Origin of the sequence: Paraburkholderia terricola, assembly GCF_900142195.1 — a bacterium.
Classification (GTDB): domain Bacteria; phylum Pseudomonadota; class Gammaproteobacteria; order Burkholderiales; family Burkholderiaceae; genus Paraburkholderia; species Paraburkholderia terricola.
The window spans coordinates 20,914-43,878 of the sequence record NZ_FRAB01000034.1 but is presented as its reverse complement, the minus strand read 5'-3'; the positions used below and the strand labels follow the sequence as shown (position 1 = coordinate 43,878).

At 63.4% G+C, this 22,965-nt stretch carries 24 protein-coding genes and 1 tRNA gene; 12 read left to right on the top strand and 13 right to left on the bottom strand.

Going from position 1 to position 22,965, the window contains the following annotated elements; translation table 11 throughout:
• Positions 1 to 114: 114 nt before the first annotated feature.
• Genes argJ through BUE39_RS24300 form a run of 3 tightly spaced genes read left to right on the top strand, consistent with a single transcriptional unit; the run spans position 115 to position 2,685 of the window.
• The gene (argJ, locus tag BUE39_RS24310) at positions 115 to 1,356 is read left to right on the top strand and encodes a bifunctional glutamate N-acetyltransferase/amino-acid acetyltransferase ArgJ (RefSeq protein ID WP_073431274.1); all 1,242 of its coding nucleotides are present in this window, start codon (positions 115 to 117) and stop codon (positions 1,354 to 1,356) included.
• A 40-nt stretch (positions 1,357 to 1,396) separates the two neighbouring features.
• On the top strand, positions 1,397 to 2,266 hold the full coding sequence (locus BUE39_RS24305; protein ID WP_073431273.1) for an ATP-binding protein: 870 nt from the start codon (positions 1,397 to 1,399) through the stop codon (positions 2,264 to 2,266).
• Positions 2,263 to 2,685, top strand: coding sequence for an NUDIX domain-containing protein (locus BUE39_RS24300; protein WP_073431272.1), 423 nt, complete (start codon positions 2,263 to 2,265; stop codon positions 2,683 to 2,685). Before BUE39_RS24305 ends, BUE39_RS24300 begins: the two co-directional genes overlap by 4 nt.
• A 74-nt stretch (positions 2,686 to 2,759) precedes the next feature.
• Here BUE39_RS24300 and yacG read toward each other — a convergent pair whose 3' ends face one another.
• The 9 genes from yacG to BUE39_RS24255 all read right to left on the bottom strand — a co-directional run bounded on the left by yacG (position 2,760) and on the right by BUE39_RS24255 (position 10,844).
• Positions 2,760 to 2,957, bottom strand: a complete 198-nt coding sequence (gene yacG, locus BUE39_RS24295; protein ID WP_073431271.1) for a DNA gyrase inhibitor YacG — start codon at positions 2,955 to 2,957, stop codon at positions 2,760 to 2,762.
• A gap of 101 nt (positions 2,958 to 3,058) precedes the next feature.
• On the bottom strand, positions 3,059 to 3,814 hold the full coding sequence (gene zapD / locus BUE39_RS24290) for a cell division protein ZapD (protein WP_073431270.1): 756 nt from the start codon (positions 3,812 to 3,814) through the stop codon (positions 3,059 to 3,061).
• 195 nt (positions 3,815 to 4,009) lie between these two features.
• Positions 4,010 to 4,612, bottom strand: a complete 603-nt coding sequence (gene coaE / locus BUE39_RS24285) for a dephospho-CoA kinase (protein WP_073431269.1) — start codon at positions 4,610 to 4,612, stop codon at positions 4,010 to 4,012.
• Positions 4,613 to 4,615: 3 nt separating this feature from the next.
• Positions 4,616 to 5,557 (bottom strand): prepilin peptidase, encoded by a 942-nt coding sequence (locus BUE39_RS24280; RefSeq protein ID WP_073431268.1) that lies wholly within the window; start codon positions 5,555 to 5,557, stop codon positions 4,616 to 4,618.
• Positions 5,558 to 5,585: 28 nt separating this feature from the next.
• The gene (locus BUE39_RS24275) at positions 5,586 to 6,815 is read right to left on the bottom strand and encodes a type II secretion system F family protein (RefSeq protein ID WP_073431267.1); all 1,230 of its coding nucleotides are present in this window, start codon (positions 6,813 to 6,815) and stop codon (positions 5,586 to 5,588) included.
• Positions 6,812 to 8,104 carry a GspE/PulE family protein gene (locus tag BUE39_RS24270; protein ID WP_073431266.1) on the bottom strand — a complete coding sequence of 431 codons (1,293 nt, stop codon included), beginning with the start codon at positions 8,102 to 8,104 and terminating at the stop codon, positions 6,812 to 6,814. The genes BUE39_RS24275 and BUE39_RS24270 overlap by 4 nt, the downstream gene beginning before the upstream one ends.
• A gap of 129 nt (positions 8,105 to 8,233) precedes the next feature.
• On the bottom strand, positions 8,234 to 9,532 hold the full coding sequence (locus tag BUE39_RS24265; protein WP_073431265.1) for an HlyC/CorC family transporter: 1,299 nt from the start codon (positions 9,530 to 9,532) through the stop codon (positions 8,234 to 8,236).
• A gap of 192 nt (positions 9,533 to 9,724) precedes the next feature.
• Positions 9,725 to 9,801 (bottom strand) — tRNA-Pro (locus BUE39_RS24260).
• Between the two features lie 50 nt (positions 9,802 to 9,851).
• Entirely contained in the window at positions 9,852 to 10,844 is a 993-nt protein-coding gene (locus BUE39_RS24255) for a polyprenyl synthetase family protein (protein ID WP_073431264.1), read from the bottom strand.
• A 240-nt stretch (positions 10,845 to 11,084) separates the two neighbouring features.
• On the opposite strand from BUE39_RS24255, the gene rplU reads away from it, so the two are divergent.
• The 4 genes from rplU to proB all read left to right on the top strand — a co-directional run bounded on the left by rplU (position 11,085) and on the right by proB (position 14,229).
• Positions 11,085 to 11,396 (top strand): 50S ribosomal protein L21, encoded by a 312-nt coding sequence (gene rplU, locus BUE39_RS24250; RefSeq protein ID WP_007180329.1) that lies wholly within the window; start codon positions 11,085 to 11,087, stop codon positions 11,394 to 11,396.
• A gap of 25 nt (positions 11,397 to 11,421) precedes the next feature.
• Positions 11,422 to 11,685, top strand: coding sequence for a 50S ribosomal protein L27 (rpmA, locus tag BUE39_RS24245; protein WP_073431263.1), 264 nt, complete (start codon positions 11,422 to 11,424; stop codon positions 11,683 to 11,685).
• A 234-nt stretch (positions 11,686 to 11,919) separates the two neighbouring features.
• The gene (cgtA, locus tag BUE39_RS24240; protein ID WP_073431262.1) at positions 11,920 to 13,041 is read left to right on the top strand and encodes an Obg family GTPase CgtA; all 1,122 of its coding nucleotides are present in this window, start codon (positions 11,920 to 11,922) and stop codon (positions 13,039 to 13,041) included.
• A gap of 69 nt (positions 13,042 to 13,110) precedes the next feature.
• Positions 13,111 to 14,229, top strand: coding sequence for a glutamate 5-kinase (proB, locus tag BUE39_RS24235; RefSeq protein ID WP_073431261.1), 1,119 nt, complete (start codon positions 13,111 to 13,113; stop codon positions 14,227 to 14,229).
• A 111-nt stretch (positions 14,230 to 14,340) separates the two neighbouring features.
• Here the strand turns inward: proB and BUE39_RS24230 are convergent, their stop codons facing one another.
• Together BUE39_RS24230 and BUE39_RS24225 are read right to left on the bottom strand one after the other, a co-directional pair.
• Positions 14,341 to 14,898 (bottom strand): CNP1-like family protein, encoded by a 558-nt coding sequence (locus tag BUE39_RS24230; protein WP_073431260.1) that lies wholly within the window; start codon positions 14,896 to 14,898, stop codon positions 14,341 to 14,343.
• A gap of 77 nt (positions 14,899 to 14,975) precedes the next feature.
• Positions 14,976 to 15,707 carry an RNA pyrophosphohydrolase gene (locus tag BUE39_RS24225; protein ID WP_073431259.1) on the bottom strand — a complete coding sequence of 244 codons (732 nt, stop codon included), beginning with the start codon at positions 15,705 to 15,707 and terminating at the stop codon, positions 14,976 to 14,978.
• Positions 15,708 to 16,008: 301 nt separating this feature from the next.
• Here BUE39_RS24225 and BUE39_RS24220 point away from each other — a divergent pair, with 301 nt between their 5' ends.
• Complete coding sequence (locus BUE39_RS24220; protein ID WP_073431258.1) at positions 16,009 to 17,745, top strand: proline--tRNA ligase; 1,737 nt, start codon at positions 16,009 to 16,011, stop codon at positions 17,743 to 17,745.
• Positions 17,746 to 17,757: 12 nt separating this feature from the next.
• Entirely contained in the window at positions 17,758 to 18,357 is a 600-nt protein-coding gene (locus BUE39_RS24215; RefSeq protein ID WP_073431257.1) for a MarC family protein, read from the top strand.
• Between the two features lie 130 nt (positions 18,358 to 18,487).
• Here BUE39_RS24215 and BUE39_RS24210 read toward each other — a convergent pair whose 3' ends face one another.
• Positions 18,488 to 19,039 carry a hypoxanthine-guanine phosphoribosyltransferase gene (locus BUE39_RS24210; RefSeq protein ID WP_073431256.1) on the bottom strand — a complete coding sequence of 184 codons (552 nt, stop codon included), beginning with the start codon at positions 19,037 to 19,039 and terminating at the stop codon, positions 18,488 to 18,490.
• A gap of 170 nt (positions 19,040 to 19,209) precedes the next feature.
• Positions 19,210 to 20,577, bottom strand: a complete 1,368-nt coding sequence (ffh, locus tag BUE39_RS24205; RefSeq protein WP_073431255.1) for a signal recognition particle protein — start codon at positions 20,575 to 20,577, stop codon at positions 19,210 to 19,212.
• 81 nt (positions 20,578 to 20,658) lie between these two features.
• Here ffh and BUE39_RS24200 point away from each other — a divergent pair, with 81 nt between their 5' ends.
• From BUE39_RS24200 to ampD, 3 genes are read left to right on the top strand one after another with little or no spacing between them, the layout of a single operon-like run.
• A complete protein-coding gene (locus tag BUE39_RS24200) occupies positions 20,659 to 21,585 on the top strand; it encodes a cytochrome C assembly family protein (RefSeq protein WP_073431254.1) in 927 nt (308 codons plus the stop codon).
• A gap of 9 nt (positions 21,586 to 21,594) precedes the next feature.
• On the top strand, positions 21,595 to 21,918 hold the full coding sequence (locus tag BUE39_RS24195; RefSeq protein WP_073431253.1) for a PP0621 family protein: 324 nt from the start codon (positions 21,595 to 21,597) through the stop codon (positions 21,916 to 21,918).
• Entirely contained in the window at positions 21,915 to 22,511 is a 597-nt protein-coding gene (gene ampD, locus BUE39_RS24190; protein WP_073431252.1) for a 1,6-anhydro-N-acetylmuramyl-L-alanine amidase AmpD, read from the top strand. Before BUE39_RS24195 ends, ampD begins: the two co-directional genes overlap by 4 nt.
• Positions 22,512 to 22,965: the final 454 nt, after the last annotated feature.

Here is a 22,965-nt window from a genome sequence, read left to right as displayed (position 1 = left end):
TTTTGTACGCTGCTTGCTGTTGATTTCGCGGTGGTTCGGCAACACACCCGAGCCATCAGTTTCCGATCCCTCGATGCCGGCGTCCGCCGGCATTTTCTTCGACAGGTCGCGACCATGGCTGTCAATTTCCCCTCGATCGATCCCGCTCAACTCCATCCCGTCGCCGGCGTCACGCTCGGCTGGGCGGAGGCGAATATCCGCAAGCCGAACCGCAAGGACGTGCTCGTCATTTCCGTCGACGAAGGCGCGACAGTAGGCGGCGTGTTTACGCGGAACCGTTTTTGCGCCGCGCCCGTTACGGTGTGCCGCGAAAACCTGGAGCGCGTGCGCGCGGGCGGCAAGCCGATTCGCGCGCTGGTGATCAACACTGGCAACGCCAATGCGGGTACGGGCGAACCGGGCCTTGCGCATGCGCGCGAAACCTGTGCCGAACTCGCGCGTTTGGCCGACATCGCGCCGGAACAGGTGCTGCCGTTTTCGACGGGCGTGATTCTGGAGCCGCTGCCGGTCGATCGTTTGAAGGCGGGCCTGCCGGCCGCGCTGGCGAACCGCAAGGAAGCGAACTGGTATGACGCGGCGCAGGCGATCATGACCACGGACACGCTGCCGAAGGCCACGTCGCGCCAAGTCACGATCGAAGGCCACACGGTCACGCTAACCGGCATCAGCAAGGGCGCCGGCATGATCAAGCCGAACATGGCGACCATGCTCGGCTTCCTCGCGTTCGACGCCGCGGTTGCTCAGCCGGTGCTCGACGCGCTGGTCAAGCACGTGGCGGACCGCTCGTTCAACTGCATCACGATCGACGGCGATACGTCGACCAACGATTCCTTCATCCTGATCGCGTCGGGCAAATCGAGCCTGCCGGCGATCACCTCCACCGATTCGCCCGCCTACGCAGCGCTGCGCGACGCGGTGACCGAAGTCGCACAAACGCTTGCGCAACTGATCGTGCGCGACGGCGAAGGCGCGACCAAATTCATGACGGTGCATGTCGAAGGCGGTTCGAGCGTCGGCGAATGCCGCCAGATCGCGTACGCGATCGGCCATTCGCCGCTCGTGAAAACGGCTTTTTACGCATCGGATCCAAATCTCGGCCGCATTCTCGCGGCCATCGGCTATGCCGGCGTGGACGATCTCGACGTCGGCAAGATCGATCTGTATCTGGACGACGTGCTGGTCGCGACTGCCGGCGGCCGCAATCCGGCCTACCGCGAGGAAGACGGCCAGCGCGTCATGAAAAAGAGCGAGATCGGCATTCGCGTCGTGCTCGGCCGCGGCAACGCGCAAGCCACGATCTGGACTTGCGATCTGTCGCACGACTACGTGAGCATCAACGCCGACTATCGTTCGTAACCAGGTTCATCACGCGGCTGACGGCCGCTCACTCACAGCCATGGACAAACTCGAACAGTTTCTGACCCGGGCCGAAGCCGTGCTCGTTCGCCTCGAAGCAATGCTTCCGCCCGCCGCACCGCAGATCGACTGGTCGTCGGCGGTCGCTTTTCGCTGGCGCAAGCGCCAGGGGCGCGGCTACTTGCAGCCGGTGCCGGCGATCTCGACCATCACGCTCGACGACCTGCAAAACATCGATCGCCAGAAAGGCTTGATCGAGCAGAACACGCGTCAATTCGTGCACAAGCAGCCGGCCAACAACGTGCTGCTGACGGGCGCGCGCGGCACGGGCAAGTCGTCGCTGATCAAGGCCTGCCTGAACGCGTATGCGAAAGACGGCTTGCGTCTGATCGAAGTGGACAAGGACGACTTGCACGATCTCGGCGATATCGTCGAGCTGATCGCGCAGCGGCCGGAGCGCTTCGTGGTGTTCTGCGACGATCTCTCGTTCGAGGACGGCGAGTCGGGTTATAAGGCGCTGAAGGTCGCGCTGGACGGCTCGATCGCCGCGCAATCGGACAACGTGCTGATCTACGCGACCTCGAACCGCCGTCATTTGCTGCCCGAGTACATGAGCGACAACGAGACGTACAAGCACACGTCCGACGGCGAAATCCATCCCGGCGAACTGGTCGAGGAAAAGATCTCGCTGTCCGAGCGCTTCGGGCTGTGGGTCAGCTTCTATCCGTTCAAGCAGGACGACTACCTGTCGATCATCGGCCACTGGCTGCGCCATTTCGGCTGCGACGACGCGGAAGTCGAGGCGGCGCGCGGCGATGCGCTGGTGTGGGCGCTCGAACGCGGGTCGCGCTCGGGGCGCGTTGCATGGCAATTCGCGCGCGACTGGTCTGGCCGCAAGAACGAGGCATGAGCGGCGCGCGGAACAACGCCGCGGGCCGTCCGGTGACGGAAGTCGCCGTCGGCGTGCTGATTCAGCCCGACGGCCGGTATCTGCTGGCGCAGCGTCCGGCCGGCAAGCCGTACGAGGGTTATTGGGAGTTTCCGGGCGGCAAGCTGGAGGCGGGCGAGTCGGTCGAAGCGGCGCTGGCTCGCGAACTGCACGAAGAGTTGGGCATCGACGTCAAGGCGAGCCACCTTTGGCATACGCTCGAACACGATTACCCGCATGCGTATGTGCGGCTGTTCTTCTGCAAGGTGACGGACTGGGCCGGCGAACCGCACGGGCGCGAGGGTCAGGCGTTTGTCTGGCAGGCACTGCCCGCGGACGTCTCGCCTCTGTTGCCGGCGACGATTCCCGTGTTGGAATGGCTCGCGGCTGAGAAAAACTAATGGAACGACGTGAGGTCGCGAGCGCTGTGTGACGCAGCGTCCGGGTGCGCGGAACAGTGCGCGCGGCGCTGCATTCAGTGCGGGTTGTAGTCCCCGCCCGGCGACTCGTCGGACTGCGCGTCCTGGTCCGAGGCGCCGATCTTGTACTTCTCGGCGGCCCAGGCGCCGAGGTCGATCTGCTTGCAACGATCGGAGCAGAACGGGCGAAAGCGGTTTTCAGGGGTCCAGCGGACATCCTTTCCGCAAGTAGGGCATTTGACGACAGTGGGCATACGGTCAGGCAGTCAATCGCGAATGGAATATAGGTCGAATATAGGGTGTTTCCCGCCGCTTTAAAGGCGCGACCCCGCGATCCGGTTTTACGGGGCGAACGTTACAGGCTGCACAAGGTGAGCTGGAACGGCACGTCGATATCGACGGCGCGCGGACGCAGATCGCCGTCCTGCACGGTGAAACGCACCCACAGCATGTACTTGTTGGCGCTTGCCTCTGGGATCACACGCAATTCAGGTGCCACGCGTACCTGCATCAATTGATACGAACGGCCGGACAGCATTTGCTGATAGCTGCCTTGCATCGCCATGACCTTGGACGCCTGGCCGGATTCGCGCGCGAGACGCAAGACGATCGTGGCGGCATCGCGCAGCGGCAGCAAGGGCGTCACCCATTTGGCAATGTCTTGCCGGCGCTGATCGGGATGAGTTTGCTGCCAGGCGTAGTACGAAGGCAGATCGAACTTGCACGTGCCGCCAGGGATGATCGCTCGGCTGCGGATGCTGGCGAGCCACTCGTTGTCTGCAAGATGCTGGCCGGTTTTCCCTTGCATTTGCGAAAGGCCCGACAAGGTTTGCTCGATTTCGCCGAGCACCGCTTCGAGCGCGTTCTGCTCGATTCCCGGATTGCCCCGAAACGGCGCGAGCGTTTGCCGTTGACGCTCGAGTTCCTTCATCAGATCCGACTTCAGATCCGCGCGACCCGCCACCTCTGAGATTTCGAACAGCGTTGTCAGTGCAACGTGATGTTCCCTGGCGTCTTCCTGCGTCAGAAAGAACGTGAAGCGCTCGAACAGATCTTCGAGGCGCAATAGCGTCCGGATTCGCTCGTTGAAGGGATACTCGTAAAGGATCAAGCGGGCTCGCCTCGGGCGTGGTCGGTGACGGGAATGCAGGACATTCTAATGCCGTGGGACTACCCTAGCAATCACGCACTTTCTTGGCACGTTTTCGCAACTTCCTTCACGTGTTTCGGGCAGTTTTCTGCGTGCTTCGGCTCGCGTAAGGCGGCAAAGTTCAACGCAGCAGCGGGAGATGTGGGCGCGTGCCGCTCACGCGCCCGCGAGCGACAGGTACACGCAATGCTGGGCGTCGACTTGCGCCTTCAGTGCATCGAACGGCACGTTGTCGTTGTCGATCACGTCGTCGGCTGCGGCGAGGCGCGCTTCGCGCGTCGCCTGGTGGCCGATGATCGCCAGCACCTGTTCGCGGCTGAAACCATTGCGAAGCATCACGCGCGAGATTTGCGTGTCGACGCTGCAATCCACAGTCAAAACGCGGTTCACACGCGTTTTCCAGTTGCCGGACTCCACGAGCAGCGGCACGACTACGATGACGTACGGTCCCTGTGCGTCCCGCTGCTCCCGTTCGGTTTCCGCGCGAATCAACGGATGCGTGATGGCTTCGAGCCGCTTGCGCGCGCCTTCGTCGCTGAACACCAGGGCGCGCATGCGGGCGCGGTCGAGCGAGCCGTCCGCCGCGACGAACACATTGCCGAACTCGGCGGCGATTTGCGGCATCGCCATGCCATGCGGCGCGGTGATGCGGTGCGCGATCCGATCCGTGTCGACAAGCGGTACGCCATGCGCGGCGAATAGATCGGCCACGGTGGATTTGCCGCTGCCGATGCCGCCGGTCAGTCCCACAACGAACATGCTTCAGCCTCCCAGAACCATGAAAAGCGGTGTGCCGACGAACAGCGTAACAGCGCCGCCCGCCGCGAGAAAAGGCCCGAACGGCAATGGTTCCGCGAAGCGCATGCGGCCGCGCCATGTGGCCGCGAGACCGACCACCGCGCCCGTCAGCGCGGCGATCAGCACGATCTGCAGCAGCGCGGCCCAGCCGAGCCACGCACCGAGCGCCGCCAGCAGTTTGAAATCGCCATAACCCATGCCTTCGACGCCGCGCACCAGCCGGAATAACCAATGCACGGCCCACAGCACCAGGTAGCCGAAAATCGCGCCGAGCACCGCGTCATGGAGGCTCGCGAACATGCCGTTGAAGTTGACGATGAGACCCGCCCACAAGAGCGGCAGCGTCATCGAGTCAGGCAGTAGATGCGTGTCGATGTCGATCGCGCTCATCGCGAGCAGCGCCGCGCAGAGTCCGAATGCGGCGAGCGCCGTGCCGGTCGGGCCGAACAGCGCGAGCGCGCCTGCCGCGAGCGCGGCGCTGGCGATTTCGATGGCCGGATAGCGCAGGCTCACGCGCGCCTTGCATGCCGAGCAGCGCCCGCGCAGCAGCACGTAGCTCAGCACCGGCAGGTTCTCCCATGCGCTGAGGACATGACCGCAGTGCGGGCACGCGCTGCGCGGCACCCACAAGTTGTAGCGCGCCGGCAGGCCGTCTTGTTCCACCGGCTTATCGGTGGCCTCGCTGATTTCCTCGCGCCATGCGCGTTCGAGCATGATCGGCACCCGATGCACGACGACGTTCAGGAAGCTGCCGATCACGAGGCCGAACACGATCGCGAACGTGAACTGAACGCCGGCCGGCAAGCTGCCGAACGCGAGGCCGAGACCCGTTGCGACATGACCGGGCAGTAGACTCGAAAGCAGGCTGGAAGAGGTTTCTGGCACGAGTGGAAGAGTCGCCTGCATAGGTAAAGGGGTGGATTCGGCTGCGATGCTACACCACGTTGCCGAGTTGAATAATGGGAAGATACATCGCGATCACGAGGCCGCCGACCAGCGCACCCAGCACGATGATCACAAGCGGCTCGCACAGGCTTGCCAGTGTGCCGATCTTTTCGTCTACCTGACGATCGGCGAGCGCGGCCACGTCGAGCAGCATGGTGTCAAGGGCGCCGGATTCCTCGGCAACCGCAACCGGCTGCACGATCTCCGGCGGAAAGCAATGCGCCGCGCGCATTGCCGCTGCGAGCCGTTCGCCGCGCCGCAGCCGCGCGGCGATTTCGACGGTGGCGCGGTCGAAGAACGCGTTGCCGGTGGCGTGCGTCAGGGAGTCGAACGCGTCGGCGAGCGGCGTGCCGGCCGACAGCAAGGTGCCGAGCGCGCGGCTCCAGCGCGCCGCGCACAACGTGCCGAGCAACGGACCGGCGACCGGTATTTTCAGCGACGAGCGCGCGAAGCGCAGGCGCGCCGCTTCAGAGGTTCGTAGCAGAAAGGTCATAGCCGAGCTTGCCGCGAAGAGCATGGCGATCACCGGTATGCTCCAGCGCGCCGCGCCGGCCGATAGCGCCAGCACGAACTGCGTCGGCGCGGGCAGTTTGGCGCCGAAGCCGTCGAAGATCTGCTTGAAGGTCGGCACGACCCATATCAGCAACGCCGCGGTAATGGCCAACGCCAGCAACAGAATCGCAAGCGGATAGGTCAGGGCGGCGCGCACCTTCGCGCGTTGCGCGGCGGCGCGTTCCCGGTCATCGGCGATGCGGGCGAGGACGGCGGCTAGCGCGCCCGCTGCTTCGCCCACTTCGACGAGCTGACAGTACAGCGCATTGAATTGCGCCGGATGCCGCTGCAATGCCGCCGAGAAACGCAAGCCGCCGGTGATGTCGCGCGCCAGTGCGCCGATGATGCGCGGCATGCCTTGCCGCCGCGAAGTCTGCGCTTGCGCCAGCAGCTCCAGCGCGGGCGCGAGCGGCAGACCGGCGCGCAACAGGCTGGCGAGCTGCCGGGTGAAGAGCGTGACGTCCGCGGCGCGGGCTTTCGCGCGCGGCGCCGGCCCCTGCGCCGTGAGTTCGACGACGAACAGGTTGTCGCGCTTGAGCATCGCGCGCGCGGAACCGGCGTCCGGCGCGATGAGCGCGCCGTTTTTCCTTGCACCGTTGCCGTCGACGCCGCGCCATTTGAAGCGCACGTCGGCCGCTAGCGGCGGACGGGGCGTGACGGCGCTCATGCAACCTCGGTGGCCGCGAGCGCTTCGGCGAGACTCGTGGTGCCGTCGCGTACACGGGCCAGCGCCGCGTCGCGCAAGGTGGCCACCTGCTCGGTTTGCGCGAGCCGAGCGAGTTCATGCGTGCCCGCGCTCGCCACGATCATTTCACGCATCGCATCGGAGACGGGCATCACCTGATGCACGCCGACACGGCCGCGGTAGCCGATACCGTGGCATGCCGCGCATCCCGTGGCGGCGTAGGGTTCCCAGCCGTCGAGTTGGTCGTCGGTGAAGCCGGCTGCCCGAAGCGCCGCTGCCGATTGCGGCGCGGGCGCGCGGCAGGCAGCGCAGAGTCGCCGCACCAGCCGCTGCGCCGTCACCAGCCGCAGCGCCGCTGCCAGGTTGTACGGCTCGACGCCGATGTCGATCAGGCGCGCGATGGCGGCGGGCGCGTCGTTCGTATGCAAGGTGGACAGGACGAGGTGGCCGGTCTGCGCGGCTTTTACCGCGACGTCGGCGGTTTCCTCGTCGCGGATCTCGCCGACCATGATCACGTCCGGGTCCTGCCGAAGAAACGCGCGCAACGCCACCGCGAAAGTCAGCCCGGCTTTTTCGCGCACGCTGACCTGATTGATGCCGGCCAGCTGGATCTCCGCCGGGTCTTCCACCGAACAGAGATTGCGTGCCTCGCCGTTGAGCAGATTCAGGAAACAATACAGCGACAGCGTTTTGCCGCTGCCGGTGGGCCCGGTGACGAGCACGAGGCCGTGCGGCGCGCGAATCGCGGCATCGACGGTTTCGCGTTGCCGCGGATCGAGGCCGAGCGAGTCGAGGGAAAGATCGGCGGGCAGCGCGTCGAGCCGACGCAATACCAGCTTTTCGCCGAACAGGGTCGGCAGCGAGTTGACGCGATAGTCCTCGACCCGTCCCGGCGACGTGGCGATGCGTAGTCGGCCGTCTTGCGGCACCCGGCGCTCGGCGATGTCCATGCGCGCCAGCACCTTCACGCGCGTGATGAAGGCGTCGCGCAGATGCGCGGGCGGCTGTGGTATTGCATGCAGCACGCCGTCGATTCGCAGACGCATGCGCCAGCCCTGTTCGGCCGGCTCGATGTGCAGGTCCGACGCGTTGCGGCGGGTGGCTTCCTGCAGCGTGTCGGTCAACAGCCGCACGGCGGGGGCGTTGTCCGGATCGGTGAGATTGGCGCTGGCGTCGGGCGTGAATGCCTTGGGCTTCGCCTTGGCGGCGCTTTCGCTATCGAATGCGACGGGGCGCAACGATGCCGCTGCGGGTTGAAAAGAAGCTTGCATGAGAATTCGGTGATGAGCCGCCTGTGGAACGTGACGGCTTCATCATCCGGTATGGCGGCGGCCGCCGCCATTCAGCCATTCGGCTAATGGCGCGCGCTGCGCTCGTGTGCGATGCTGGCGTGCGCCGGGTCAGCCGCGCGACGCTTTGCCGGTTTTGGCGCGTACCGGCGGTTTGAACAGCTTGACGGTGCGGATCGCCTGATCGTCGCTGCGCAATACCTCGAGTTTGAGTTCGCCAATCTGCACGCAGACGTCGCCATCGGGAATGTCCTCGAGAATTTCGAGGATCAGTCCATTGAGCGTTTTGGGTCCGTCGGTGGGCAGCGTGAGATGCAGCCAGCGGTTCAGTTCGCGCAGCGGCATACTGCCTGCCACGATGCATTCGCCATTTTCGTTCCAGCCGCCGCGTGAACTGGCGCTACGCGGAATCGACGTGGTGAACTCACCGATCAGCTCTTCGATGATGTCTTCCGGCGTCACGAGTCCTTGCAGTTCGCCGTATTCGTTGACGACCAGCGCCGTGCGGTGACGGCTCTCCTGGAAGTATTGCAGTTGCTGGAACACCGGCGTACCGGTCGGCACGAAATACGGCTCGGCCAGCAGCTCGCGCAGCGTCTCGCGCTCCAGTTCCTGGTTGTGCAGCGCGGCGAGCGTCTTGCGAACATGCAGCACGCCGAGCACGCGGTCGATGTCGCCTTGATAGACGATCAGCTTGTTGTGGTAGCAGGTTTCCAGTTGATGCAGGATCTGTTCGAACGGCGCGTCGAAATCGAGCGATTCGATGCGGCGGCGCGGGATCATCACGTCGTCCACGGAAATATTCTCGAGGTCGAACAGGTTCAGCAGAATGCTGCGGTGCTTGGTCGGCATGAAGCTGCCGGACTCGAGCACGATGGTGCGCAGTTCCTCGGTGGACAGGCGTTGGTCGCGCACGTCTTTCGTATTGATGTGCAGCACGCGCAAGATGCCGTTTGCGAACAGATTGACGAACCAGAGGAGCGGCTTGGCGACGCGCATCATCGGCGCGATCAGCAGACTGGCCGGCAACGCGATTTTTTCGGGAAACGTGGCGCCGACGATTTTCGGTGTGATTTCCGCGAACACGATGATCAGGAACGCGACGATGCCGGTCGCGATCGACAGCACCACGTTGTTGCGGCCGAACGTGTGCAGTGCAATCGACGTGGTGAGCACCGGGATGATCGTGTTGAACAGATTGTTGCCGATCAGGATCACGCTCAACAATTGATCGGTGTGTCCGAGCAGGCCTTGCGTGGTCTTCGCGCCGAACGCGTTCTGGTTGGCAAGATGTTTCAGGCGATGGCGGTTGAGCGCCATCATCGCCGTTTCAGAGATCGAAAAGAAGCTGGAGCAGATGAGCAGCAGAAAGACGGCGCCGATCTGCGCCCATAAGGGAAGTTGTTCCACGCGTAGTGACGGATAGGGACAGGATGGAGTGAATATAGCAGAGGGGATTATGCGAGCCGCCCGTTCGGATGGCCCGGGACGATCGGCACATCGGCGCAGGTCACGCATGGGAAGCGAAAAGCGAGACGCAAACAAAAAAAACCGCCGAGCAAGCTGGGCGGTTTTTCGAACCTTGAATTAACAAGGAAAATCTGGTCGGGGTGAGAGGATTCGAACCTCCGGCCTCTACGTCCCGAACGTAGCGCTCTACCAGGCTAAGCTACACCCCGAATTTGGTACTGCGGACTCAATTCAGACAAACCCGGCGTTTCAGTCTCGTTCAAGACTGTCTCGCCGTCGAGTAAGAACATAATTCTAGCAGGCTTTCTTTGTAAATGGAATCAGGGAACGACGAAATTGCTGCGGCTGCGGCCTGTGCTTCCTGTTTCGCGCATTCGAGCGTGTGATCCAGCGCGCCCGAACGCGTGATCGCCTCGAAAATCGTGTCGAAGCGATCGGTGCCGCCTTGCTCGATCGCTTCACGCGCGAGCGCCGACTGCTCAGGCGTGCCGCGCTCGATCAGATAGATTAGCGGCAGCGTGGGTTTGCCTTCGCGCAGATCGTCGCCGGCATTCTTGCCCATGGATTGCGCCGTGCCCGTGTAGTCGAGCCAGTCGTCCATGATCTGGAACGCCGTGCCGATGCGCCGGCCGAACTCCGCCGCGGCGGCTTCCGTTTTCGCGTCCGCCCCGGCCAGCACCGCGCCCAGTTGGGCGGCGGCTTCGAACAGCTTGGCGGTCTTGTAGCGGATCACTTGCATGTAGCGCGACTGGTCTACGTCGGCGTCGTGCATGTTGAGCAGTTGCAGCACTTCCCCTTCGGAGATGATGTTGGTCGCCTCCGACAGGATTTCCATCACGCGCATCTTGCCCACGCCGACCATCATCTGGAACGAGCGCGAGTACAGAAAGTCGCCCACCAGCACGCTCGCGGCGTTGCCGAACAGCGCATTGGCGGTCTGACGGCCGCGCCGCAAGTCCGATTCGTCGACTACGTCGTCGTGCAGCAGCGTCGCCGTGTGGATGAACTCGACGACCGCCGCCAGTACGTGCCGGTGCCCCGTGGTCTCGCCCAGTGCGCCCGCCACCAGCAGCAGCAGCGCGGGCCGCAGCCGCTTGCCGCCGGCGCTGATGATGTACTCGGAGATCTGGTTGATCAGCATCACGTCGGACGCGAGGCGGTGCCGGATGACGCGATTGACCTGCTCCATGTCTTCGGCGATCGGGGCGAGCAGGCTGGCGGCGTTGGGGGAGGGGGTGGCGGTCGACGACATGATGGCTGAATTGGGTAGTGCCGCGAATTATAAGGCGAATCGCGGCAGTTCCGGGCCGCAGGCTACGGCGCGGGGGCGATCTGCGCCACGGCGGGCGGCGCGGCTACGCTGGGCGGGCAAGGCGCCGGACGGTGCGCATGGCGGCTCTCAACGAGTTTTGACCGAGCAGCTAACTCTATGTATAATCACGGGTTTCCGCGCGCGGTGCGTGGGAAAAATGAACACAGAGTGAGGTTCTCAATGTACGCGGTCATAAAAACCGGTGGCAAGCAGTATAAAGTTGCCGTCGGCGAAAAACTTAAAGTAGAACAGATACCGGCAGACATTGACGCTGAAATCACGCTCGACCAGGTTCTCGCAGTGGGCGAAGGCGAATCGATTAAGTTCGGTACGCCGCTGGTCAGTGGGGCTTCCGTCAAGGCTACCGTCGTGTCGCAAGGTCGTCACGCAAAAGTGACCATCTTCAAGATGCGTCGCCGGAAGCACTACCAGAAGCATGGCGGCCACCGCCAGAACTATACCGAACTGCGCATCGACGCGATCAACGCGTAAGCGCACCGGTTAAGGAGCAAATCAAATGGCACACAAAAAGGCAGGCGGATCGTCACGAAACGGCCGCGACTCCGAGTCGAAGCGTCTCGGCGTGAAGGTGTACGGCGGTCAAGCCATCAACGCGGGCGGCATCATCGTGCGTCAACGTGGCACGCGCATGCACCCGGGCGAAAACGTCGGTATCGGCAAGGATCACACCTTGTTCGCGCTGACAGACGGCCACGTCACGTTTTCGACCAAAGGCGCAGCGAAGAAGCACATGGTCAACGTCGTCCCGGCAGCAGTCTGAGTTTTACCCAGGCACGGGCTTCAGGACCGGAAAAGGCCCCGCGAAGTTAGCGGGGCTTTTTTTATTTGCGGTGTTTTCCGCCGCGGGCATGGGCGGGAATGAATCCCTCATGCCGGCATGCCTATGTCGTTCGGCCGATTGATCATCGCGCGGCGAGCGCGGCAAAATAGAAGCATGCGGCAGCATCAAATCTGGCAGCACCATTGAGCAGTACACCACGGGACGGAGTTACGCATGAAGTTCATTGACGAAGCGAGGATTGAAGTCATCGCCGGCGACGGAGGGGATGGCAGCGCGTCGATGCGCCGCGAGAAATTCGTTCCGTTCGGCGGCCCGGATGGCGGCGACGGCGGCCGGGGCGGCAGCGTGATCGCGGTCGCGGACCGCAACATCAACACGCTGATCGACTACCGCTACGCGAAAAAACACATGGCGCGCAACGGCGAAAACGGCCGCGGCGCGGACTGCTACGGCAAGGGCGGCGACGATATCACGCTGCGCATGCCGGTGGGCACCACCATCACCGATATGGAGACCGGCGAGTTGATCGCCGATCTGACCGAACACAACCAGACCGTGCAGATCGCGCAAGGCGGCGCGGGCGGTCTCGGCAACCTGCATTTCAAGTCCAGCACGAACCGCGCGCCGCGTCAGAAAACCGACGGCAAGCCTGGCGAGCGCCGCATGGTGCGCCTCGAACTGAAGGTGCTGGCGGACGTCGGTTTGCTCGGCATGCCGAATGCGGGCAAGTCGACCTTCATCTCGTCGGTGTCGAACGCGCGACCGAAGATCGCCGACTACCCGTTCACGACGCTCGCGCCGAATCTCGGCGTGGTGCGTGTGGGGCCGAGCCGCAGTTTCGTGATCGCCGATATTCCCGGCTTGATCGAGGGCGCGGCCGAAGGCGCCGGCCTCGGTCACCAGTTCCTGCGTCACTTGCAGCGCACGGGACTGTTGCTGCACATCGTCGACCTCGCACCGTTCGACGACGCGGTCGATCCTGTGGCGGAAGCCAAGGCGATCGTCAACGAACTGCGCAAGTACGACGAGTTGCTGTATGAAAAGCCGCGCTGGCTGGTGCTCAATAAGCTCGACATGGTGCCGGAAGACGAGCGCAAAACGCGTGTTTCGGCCTTCATCGAGGGCTTTGGCTGGGACGGCCCGGTATTCGAAATCTCGGCGCTGACCGGCCAGGGTTGCGAGAACCTCTGCTATGCGGTGTTCGATTACATCGCCGCGCATTCGGACGCGCAACGCGCGGCCGAAGCCGAAGATCTCGCCGCCGACGTGCGCTTTCGCGAGAAACCGCAAGCACCGGCCGCCGCGGACGGATCCAGCGCCGATCCGCAGGAATAACAAGCGCGAGCGTCGGCGCCCTCGCGGGCTGCCGGCATGCATCAAGCGTCATCTTGGAGACCGCGCACAATGCGTTCCGTCATCGCAGACTCACGGCGATTGGTAGTGAAAGTCGGTTCGAGCCTCGTCACCAACGACGGCCGCGGCCTCGATCATGCTGCGATCGGCCGTTGGGCCGCGCAAATTGCGGCGCTGCGAGCGCAAGGCAAGGAAGTGGTGCTCGTCAGTTCGGGCGCCATTGCCGAAGGCATGCAACGGCTCGGCTGGACTAAGAGGCCACGCGAAATCGACGAATTGCAGGCGGCTGCGGCCGTCGGGCAAATGGGCCTTGCGCAGGTGTATGAAAGCCGTTTTGCCGAGCATTCGATCCAGACCGCGCAAATTCTGTTGACCCACGCCGATCTGGCCGACCGCGAACGCTATCTGAACGCGCGCTCCACGCTGCTCACGCTGCTGCGTCTGGGCGTGGTGCCGATCATCAACGAGAACGACACGGTCGTCACCGACGAAATCAAGTTCGGCGACAACGACACCCTCGGCGCGCTGGTCGCCAACCTGATCGAAGGCGATGCGCTTGTCATCCTCACCGATCAACAAGGGCTTTTCACCGCCGACCCTCGCAAGGACCCGAATGCCACGCTTGTCCAGCAGGCCGACGCCGGTGCCCCGGACCTCGAAGCGATGGCGGGCGGTGCGGGTTCGAGCCTGGGGCGCGGCGGCATGCTGACCAAGATTCTTGCCGCCAAGCGCGCGGCTCACAGCGGCGCCAACACGGTGATCGCTAGTGGGCGCGAGGCGGACGTGTTGTCGCGACTGGCCTCGGGCGAGGCGATCGGCACGCAGTTGATCGCGCGCACAGCGCGCATGGCGGCGCGCAAACAGTGGATGGCCGATCATCTGCAGGTGCGCGGCCATGTGGTGATCGACGACGGCGCAGTCGAGAAGCTCACCGAAGGCGGCAAGAGCTTGCTGCCGATCGGCATCGTCGGTGTGCAAGGCGCGTTTGCGCGCGGTGAAGTGATCGCTTGTCTGAGCGCCGCAGGGCGCGAAGTGGCGCGTGGACTGACGAATTACAGCAGCGCGGAAACCAAGTTGATTCAACGGCGTCCGAGCGGTGAAATCGAATCGGTGCTCGGCTATATGCTGGAGCCGGAACTGATTCATCGCGACAACCTGGTGTTGATCTGATTCACTGCCAGGCGCAACGAGACAGAAAAAAAGCCGTTCCAGCGAAAGCTGGAACGGCTTTTTCACATCCGCCGACGCCTACAGACCCGAAGTACGTTCGCGAACAGCGCTTTAGCGGACCATGGAAGCCGCGGTGCGCTTGTAGCGAATATTCTCGACAATCTGCTTCGCGTTACCCGTGGGTATCTTGTTCGCGCACAGATAATCCTGGTACAACGCGGCGTGATACGCGTTCAGCGCGCCATTCTCGATACGCGTGAAATCGTTCGCCACCGTCCGGTCCCAACCGTCGTGATCCGCGTTCAGGCCCGCATACAGGCGCCATTCATACGTATCGCAGCGAATCCCTTCGTAGTTGACGTTGCGCGCGCCGGCTGGGCTCGTCACGACCACGGTATAGCGCACCACACCGTCGGAGCCGACGCTGAGCGAATTCCGGTCGATCGAAAAGTGCAGCGGCGTATTGCCGGAGACCTCAAAGGGCAGCAGATTCGATTCTTGCGGTAGTGGCGGCAAGGTGTCCACCTTGTTCTCAACCCAGGTGCCTTGTCGGTCAAGCAGGTAGGTAAATGCGCTGTCGTCCTTGTTGGTGGGTTTGCCGGCGCTCGAACAGCCAGCCAGCAGGGCGCCGGTGGCGACGCACGCCACGACGAGAGCAAGTGCTTTCAATATGGTTTCCTCGAAACACTGGCGCGACTCGAGGAGCCGCGCCAGAGAGAGACGGCATGGACAGCCGCACAGCGTTGTTAATTGCGCACGCCCGGGCGGAACAGCGAGCCGGCGGTTTCATGAGCCGATTCGTCTTCGTGTTCGGGAGCAGCGCCAACCTCGTCCGCCGATCTGGCGCCCGAACCGCAATCGGACTCGGCCGCCGTGCGAATCGATGTTTCGATGCTGACAGTGGTCACCGTCATCACCGTGGAATCCGGCGGACTTTCCATTGACGACGCTATCCGGGGATAACGCGGTCCGTGGTGCCCGCCAGGTTTTTCCGCACGCGGCGCAGCCCGGCGCATGAAACGGGATAGCTCCGTCAGCGCCAACTGATACACATCCCGCTTGAACTCGATCACACAGTCGAGCGGCACCCAGTACTCGTTCCAGCGCCACGCATCGAACTCAGGGTGGTCGGTGGCGCGCAAGCAGATATCGCAATCGCGTCCAACCATTCTGAGCAAAAACCAGATTTGCTTCTGGCCGCGGTAATGACCGCGTACTTCGCGCTTGATGAACTTGTCAGGCACCTCGTAACGCAACCAGTCGCGTGTGCGACCGATCACCTTGACGTGCTCAGGAAGCAGCCCGGTTTCTTCGTGTAACTCCCGATACATCGCTTGCACGGGGGTCTCTCCGTACTTGATGCCCCCTTGCGGAAACTGCCAGGAATGTTCACGGAGCCGTTTGCCCCAAAACACCTCGTTGTGCGCGTTCAAGAGGATGATGCCGACGTTCGGGCGAAAGCCTTCACGATCCAGCATACAACCACCTTCGAATCCTTTAAAATTGCTTTGATTATAAACAGATAACGGTCCCGCCGCACCGATTCGCCCCAGAATGGAACGATTCGCCGCAAAAGGGCCTGTTTGCGGTAGCCTGTCAGTCTTTCCGCGCCTTATCCCACGTGTAAAGGCTTTGCGCGGCGGCTTCTGCGCCGGGATCGGCCAGTGCGTGCCGATATCGGGCGAATCCGTACCGGCCAAGTGCCGGATCAGTGTCGATTTCCCACCGTTTTCACCTTTCGGGCGGTCCCTCCGGAGCCGCCGCTTTTGGATAATCTGAATGAAAGCTTCCCGTTTCTTTATCGGCACCCTGAAAGAAGCGCCTGCCGACGCCGAAATCGTCAGCCACAAGCTCATGGTGCGCGCCGGCATGATCCGCCGCGTCGCCGGCGGCATCTATAACTACCTGCCGGTCGGCCTGCGTTCGATCCGCAAGGTGGAAGCCATCGTGCGCGAAGAAATGAACCGGGCGGACGCGATCGAATTGCTGATGCCTTCGGTGCAGCCGGCCGAACTCTGGCAGGAATCGGGCCGCTGGGAAAAGTACGGCCCCGAGCTGCTGCGCTTCACGGACCGCAAGCAATCCGATTTCGTGCTCGGACCGACGCACGAGGAAGTGATCACCGACATCGCGCGCAATCAGATCAAGAGCTATCGCCAGTTGCCGGTGAATTTCTATCAGATCCAAACGAAGTTTCGCGACGAAATCCGTCCGCGTTTCGGCGTGATGCGCGGCCGCGAATTCATCATGAAAGACGCGTACTCGTTCGACAAGGACGCGGCAGGTCTGCGTGAGACGTATCGCAAGATGTACGACGCGTACGTGCGCATCTTCACGCGCCTCGGTCTGGATTTCCGCGCGGTGGCTGCGGACAACGGTTCGATCGGCGGCAGCGGCTCGCATGAATTCCACGTGATCGCGGAAACCGGCGAAGACGCGATCGCCTATTGCCCGACCTCCGAGTTCGCCGCGAACGTGGAAGCGGCCGAAGCATTGCCGCTCTACGCCGAACGCGCGGCGCCCGCCGAGGCGATGAAAAAGACCGCGACGCCGGGCAAAGCCAAGTGCGAAGCCGTCGCCGAACTGCTGGACATTCTGCTCGAACGCACGATCAAGTCGATCGTCCTTGCTACCGAAAACGAAGGCGCCGAGCCGACCATCTGGTTGCTGATGCTGCGCGGCGATCACGATCTGAACGAGATCAAGGTGGGCAACCTGCCGGGTCTGTCCGAGTTCCGCATGGCGACCGAAGCCGAGATCATCGCGACCTTCGGCACGCCGCCGGGTTACCTCGGTCCGATCAATCCGAAGAAGCCGGTCAAGGTCGTCGCGGATCGCACCGTGGCGAACATGAGCGACTTCGTGGTCGGCGCGAACGAGGTCGACTACCACATCACCGGCGTGAACTGGGGCCGCGATCTGCCGGAACCGGTCGTCGCCGACATTCGCAACGTCAAGAAGGGCGACCCGTCGCCGGACGGCAAGGGCGTGCTCGACATTTGCCGCGGCATCGAAGTCGGCCACGTGTTCCAGCTCGGCACGAAGTATTCGGAAGCGATGAACGCGAACTGCCTCGACGAAACCGGCAAGCCGCAGCCGATGGAAATGGGCTGCTACGGTATTGGCATCACGCGTATCCTGGGCGCCGCGATCGAGCAGAATTTCGACGACAAGGGCATCATCTGGCCGGAATCGATCGCGCCGTTCGAAGTCGTGCTGTGCCCGATGGGCTACGACCGCAGCGAAGCCGTGCGCGAGCAAGCCGACAAGCTGTATGCAACGCTGGTCGAAGCGGGCATCGACGTGATCCTCGACGATCGCGGTGAGCGGCCCGGCGTGATGTTCGCCGACTGGGAATTGATCGGCGTGCCGCATCGTCTGGTGATCGGCGACCGTGGTCTGAAGGACGGCAAGCTCGAATACCAGGGCCGCCGCGATGCCGAAGCGACGCTGTTGCCGCTCGAAGATGCCGCGCAAACGGTGATCGCGAAGGTCCGCGCGGCCCTGGCGCGCTAAGCGGAGCGGACAGTGGAGTACACCTTCCTGTCCGCCACCGTCCTGCTCATCCTGATTACCGATCCGCTCGGCAACATTCCGATCTTCATCAGTTGCCTGCGCGGTGTGGCGCCCAGGCGGCGCGCAATCGTCGTTCTCCGTGAAGTGGCGATCGCCTTCGCGATCCTGCTGGTGTTCATGGTGCTCGGCGATCGCTTCCTGCGCATGATGAGTCTGACCGACCAGTCGCTGCGCATCGGCGGCGGCATCGTATTGTTCCTGATCGCGCTGAGAATGGTGTTTCCGCATCCGGACGGCCCATTCGGCGGCGACGTGCGCGGCGGCGAGCCGCTGATCGTGCCGCTTGCCATTCCGGCGCTGGCGGGCCCCTCGGCGCTGGCGACCGTGATGCTGCTGACGTCGCAGGCGCCCGGCAAGATGCTCGAGTGGATCGGTGCGCTGACTGTCACGATGATCGTCTGCGCGATCGTGCTGATGCTCTCCGAGCGTATCGAGGCATGGCTCGGCGAACGCGCGATGATGGCTTTCGAACGCCTGATGGGCCTGGTGCTGGTGGCGATCTCGGTCGAGATGATGCTCGGCGGCATCCGGTCTTTCGTGAATCACTTATGAGTCGGGCCCGGCGCGGAGACTGGCCGCATGCAGCGGAACGGCGCTTCGGCCAATCACGGCAAAGAAAAAGCGGCCAGTCGGCCGCTTTTTCACATCGCTTCGCACCCGCGCTCAAAGGCGGTTCAACGGCTCAAGCCCCGTCGGTCAGCGCTCGAATCGTCGGCAGGTTGCGCCAGTAGCCTCTCGCGTCCATCCCGCAGCCGAACACATAGCGGTCCGGCACTTCGAAACCGCAGTAATCCGGGCGCAGCGGCTTCGCCTTCGGAATGATCTTCTCGCACAGCACCGCGCTCAGGAAGCGCTTCGCGCCCATCTCGAGGATGCGGTCGCGGATCGCGGCCATCGTCTCGCCTTCGTCGAGGATGTCGTCGAGCACCAGCACCACGCGATCCTTCACCGACTCGGCCGGCGCCACGCGCCACTGCATCTCGCTGCCGCCCTTGGTGGTATTGCGGTAGCGGGTGAGGTGGATGTAGTCGAACTCGAGCGGGAAATCGAGGTGCGGCAGCAGCATGCCGGTGAACACCGCCGCGCCGCCCATCACCGACAGCACGAGCGGAAAGTCCTCGCTCATCTCGTCGCGGATGGCGGCCGCCATGCCGCTGATCGACGCGTTGACGTCGTCGGCCGAAACGATTTCTTCGGAGTGGCTGAAAATGTGGAGAGCTTCTTCGCGGTTCATGACGTCTGACAGGCGGTAACTGTATACATAGTGTGGGTGAGAACGCCCCGAAGGATGTCCCCTTGGGCGACGGCGGCGTGCGGTATGGAATAAACCAGCAAGGACCGGAGTCGGCCGCGCGTGCCCTTGTTCATGCGCCGAGCCACGCGCGCCCGCCGTCTTGCTAAAGCTTAGCGCATGCCGGGCAACATGCCCTTCATGCCGCGCATCATCTTCTGCATGTTGCCGCCCTTCAGCTTCTTCATCATCGTGCGCATCTGGTCGTACTGGTTCAGCATGCGGTTGACTTCCTGCACCTGCACGCCCGCGCCGGCGGCAATGCGGCGCTTGCGGGTGGCCTTGATCAGATCGGGTTTGGCGCGCTCCAGCGGCGTCATGGAATTGATGATGCCTTCCATGCGGCGCATCTGCTTTTCGGCCTGGCTCATGTCGGCGCCGGCGGCGGCTTGCTGGAACTGCGCGGGCAGTTTGTCCATCAGCGACGACAGGCCGCCCATGCCCTTCATTTGCGTGAGCTGCGCGCGGAAGTCGTTGAGGTCGAAGTCGCCGCCTTTCTTGACCTTGTCCGCGAGCTTTTGCGCGGCCTGCACGTCCACGCCGCGTTGCGCTTCCTCGACGAGGGCGAGAATGTCGCCCATGCCGAGAATCCGGTTTGCCATGCGGTCCGGGTAGAAGATTTCGAGGCCGTCGAGCTTCTCCGCGACGCCGACGAACTTGATCGGCTTGCCCGTGACGTGACGCACCGAGAGCGCCGCGCCGCCGCGCGAGTCGCCGTCGAGCTTGGTGAGCACGACGCCGGTGAGCGGCAGCGCATCGCTGAAGGCCTTGGCGGTGTTCACCGCATCCTGACCCAGCATCGCGTCGACCACGAACAGTGTTTCCGCGGGTTTCAGCGTGCTGTGCAGCGCGGTGATTTCCTGCATCATCGCTTCGTCGATACCGAGACGGCCGGCCGTGTCGACCAGCAGCACGTCGTGATAGTGGCGCTTGGCCCAGTCCACTGCGGCGCGCGCGATATCGACCGGTTTCTGATCCGGCTCGGACGGGAAGAAGTCCGCACCGACCTGCTCGGTCACCGTCTTCAACTGCGCGATAGCAGCGGGACGGTAGACGTCGCACGAAACCGTCAGCACCTTCTTTTTGTACTTTTCGCGCAGCAGTTTGGCGAGCTTGCCGACCGTGGTCGTCTTGCCGGCGCCCTGCAAACCCGCCATCAAAATGACGGCCGGCGGCGTGACGGCGAGATTCAGTTCGACCGCCTTGCCTTCATAGTCGCCGCCGATGATCGCGGTGAGTTCGCGCTGCACGACGCCGACGAGCGCCTGGCCCGGCGACAGACTGCTGATGACTTCCTCGCCGAGCGCCTTCTCCTTCACCTTGGCGATGAATTCGCGCACGACGGGTAGCGCGACGTCCGCCTCGAGAAGCGCGAGGCGCACTTCGCGCAGCATTTCCTGGGTGTTCGCCTCGGTGAGCCGGGCTTCGCCGCGCAGCGTCTTGACGACGCGCGCCATCCGTTGTGTCAGATTGTCGAGCATGGGGAGCGATGAGCAGTGCGGCCCGCGCAGCGCGCGAAGTGGAAGACGTCGCGGAGTAGGGGCCTAGTGTAAACTTCGAATATGGATATTGTACTGTATGCCCTCACTGCGCTTCTCTACGGCGGCCTTGCCGTGGCCGGCTGGCGCTCGCACCGGCACGCCGCCGTGCGCCCCATGCTCGAGAGCGTGCCGCCCGTGCCACGCGCGCCGGCTGCCGCGGGCGTGTCGGCCGCTTCGGGCATGAGCACGCCGGGCCGTGCGCTGCTTTTCCTCGCGCTGCTCGCGCACGGCGTGTTGCTGCATACCACCATCTTTCCCCAGAACGCGATGGTGTTCGGTTTCGCGTTCGCGCTTTCGGCGATGTTCTGGCTCGGCGCCGGCATCTACTGGATCGAGAGTTTCTTCTTTCCGCTCGACGGCTTGCGCCTGCTGGTGTTGCCGCTCGCCTGCGTCGCGTCGTTGTTGCCGCTGGCGTTCAACGGCGTGCGCGTGCTGCCGTATTCCGCGGCGCCCATGTTCAAGCTGCACTTTCTGATCGCGAACATCGCGTACGGATTGTTTGTGATCGCGGCGCTGCACGCGATTCTGATGCTGCTGGTGGAGCGGCGTTTGCACGCCATGCGCGGCGGCGTGTCGCAACGGCATGGGGCCGCGGCCGGCAACGGCTGGCTGTCGAGCTGGCTCGATACCTTGCCGCCGCTGCTCACGCTGGAAAAGCTGCTGTTCCGCCTGATCGGCGCCGGCTTCGTGCTGCTCACGCTCACGCTGATTTCGGGCATCGTGTTCAGCGAGCAACTGGTCGACCGCGCGTTGAGCCTCGATCATAAAACCGTGTTCGCGATTCTTTCCTGGGTGATGTTCGGCGCGCTGCTGACCGCGCGCAAGGTATCCGGCTGGCGCGGCCGTGCGGCATTGCGCTGGGTGCTGGCTTCGTTCGTCGCGCTGCTGCTGGCGTACGTCGGCAGCCGTTTTGTTTTCGAGGTGCTGTTGCACCGAGCCGTAGTGTGAGCGTGTGCCATGCGACAAATATTTCTGCTGATCATGTTGTTCATCGTCGGCCAGTGGCTGGTGAAGGCGCTGCGCCGTCATGACGCGCAGACATCGCAACGCGCGGGCGCGAACGGCGCCGCGGGCGCCAAGGGTCCGCATGACGGCGCGCGCTCGGCCGGCTCCGCGCAAGCGCAAGCTCAGCCCCAACTCGCCGAGCCGATGATCCGCTGCGTCGAGTGCGGCGTACATGCGCCGAAGAGCGATTCCGTGGTGGTGGCGGGACAGCCGTTCTGCAGCGCCGCGCATGCGCAGCGCCACGGCGCGCGACCCACGGGCCGCGACGCTCGATGAGCGTCGGGTTCACCGTCGACGCCGACGGTTGGGTCGCCGCCGCACGCAAGCTCCCCTCGCCGAATTTCGAAGCGCGGCCCGAAGGCGCGTTGCCGACGCTGATCGTCGTCCACAACATCAGCCTGCCGCCCAATGAGTTCGGCGGCACGGCGATCGCCGAACTGTTCCAGAACACGCTCGACTGCGATGCCCATCCGTACTACGACACGCACCTGCGCGGCGTGCGCGTGTCGGCGCATTTCGTGATTCATCGCGACGGGGTGCTGGAGCAATACGTCTCTTGCAATGAGCGCGCATGGCACGCGGGGCCGTCGAATTTTTTCGGCCGCGAGCGTTGCAATGACTTCTCGATCGGCATCGAGCTCGAGGGCAGCGACACGACTGTTTTCGAAGCGGCGCAATACCGCATGCTCGGCGCCCTCGTGAAGGCGCTCAAGGCGCGCTATCCGGTCGAGGCGCTTGCCGGTCACTCGGATATTGCCCCCGGCCGCAAGACGGATCCAGGTCCTCATTTCGACTGGCGGCGTCTGCAACGCGACACCTCGCTTCCCGCTCAGTATTTCCCCTATCTCAAGTTTTCCAAAACGCCGTAACGGCCCTTCGTGCGACACCGCGTGATGCGACGAGAGCAAGGCGCCGCCTTGTTCTCCGGGGAGACGGCTTTGCGCCGGGCGATGCGAAAGTCAACCCTTCGAGAGTAAATAAATCGATTTGACCTGTCCCGAAACTCCACTATACTTGGTGCCAGAAATTCAGTTTTGCACTATATCTTGTGCTTTGTTGTGCATAACCATGTGAATAACCGAGTGCACAACGGTGCACAACTAGTGGATAAGTCAGCGGCGCCCCGCTCTTCGAGCATGGCGCCGCAAGCATTCCAGGCAGCGATAAAAATTCCTGCGGCGCGGCCGGAAGAGACCACCGGCGGCATCCAGAAGCACTCAGGAAAGGGGCGTGGCAAGTGATCGCGACACACATGATGAAGACCGTTACGAATTCGAACCAGGCTTCATCGTTGTCGCATCCCGCCACCCGGCTCAGCCGGCC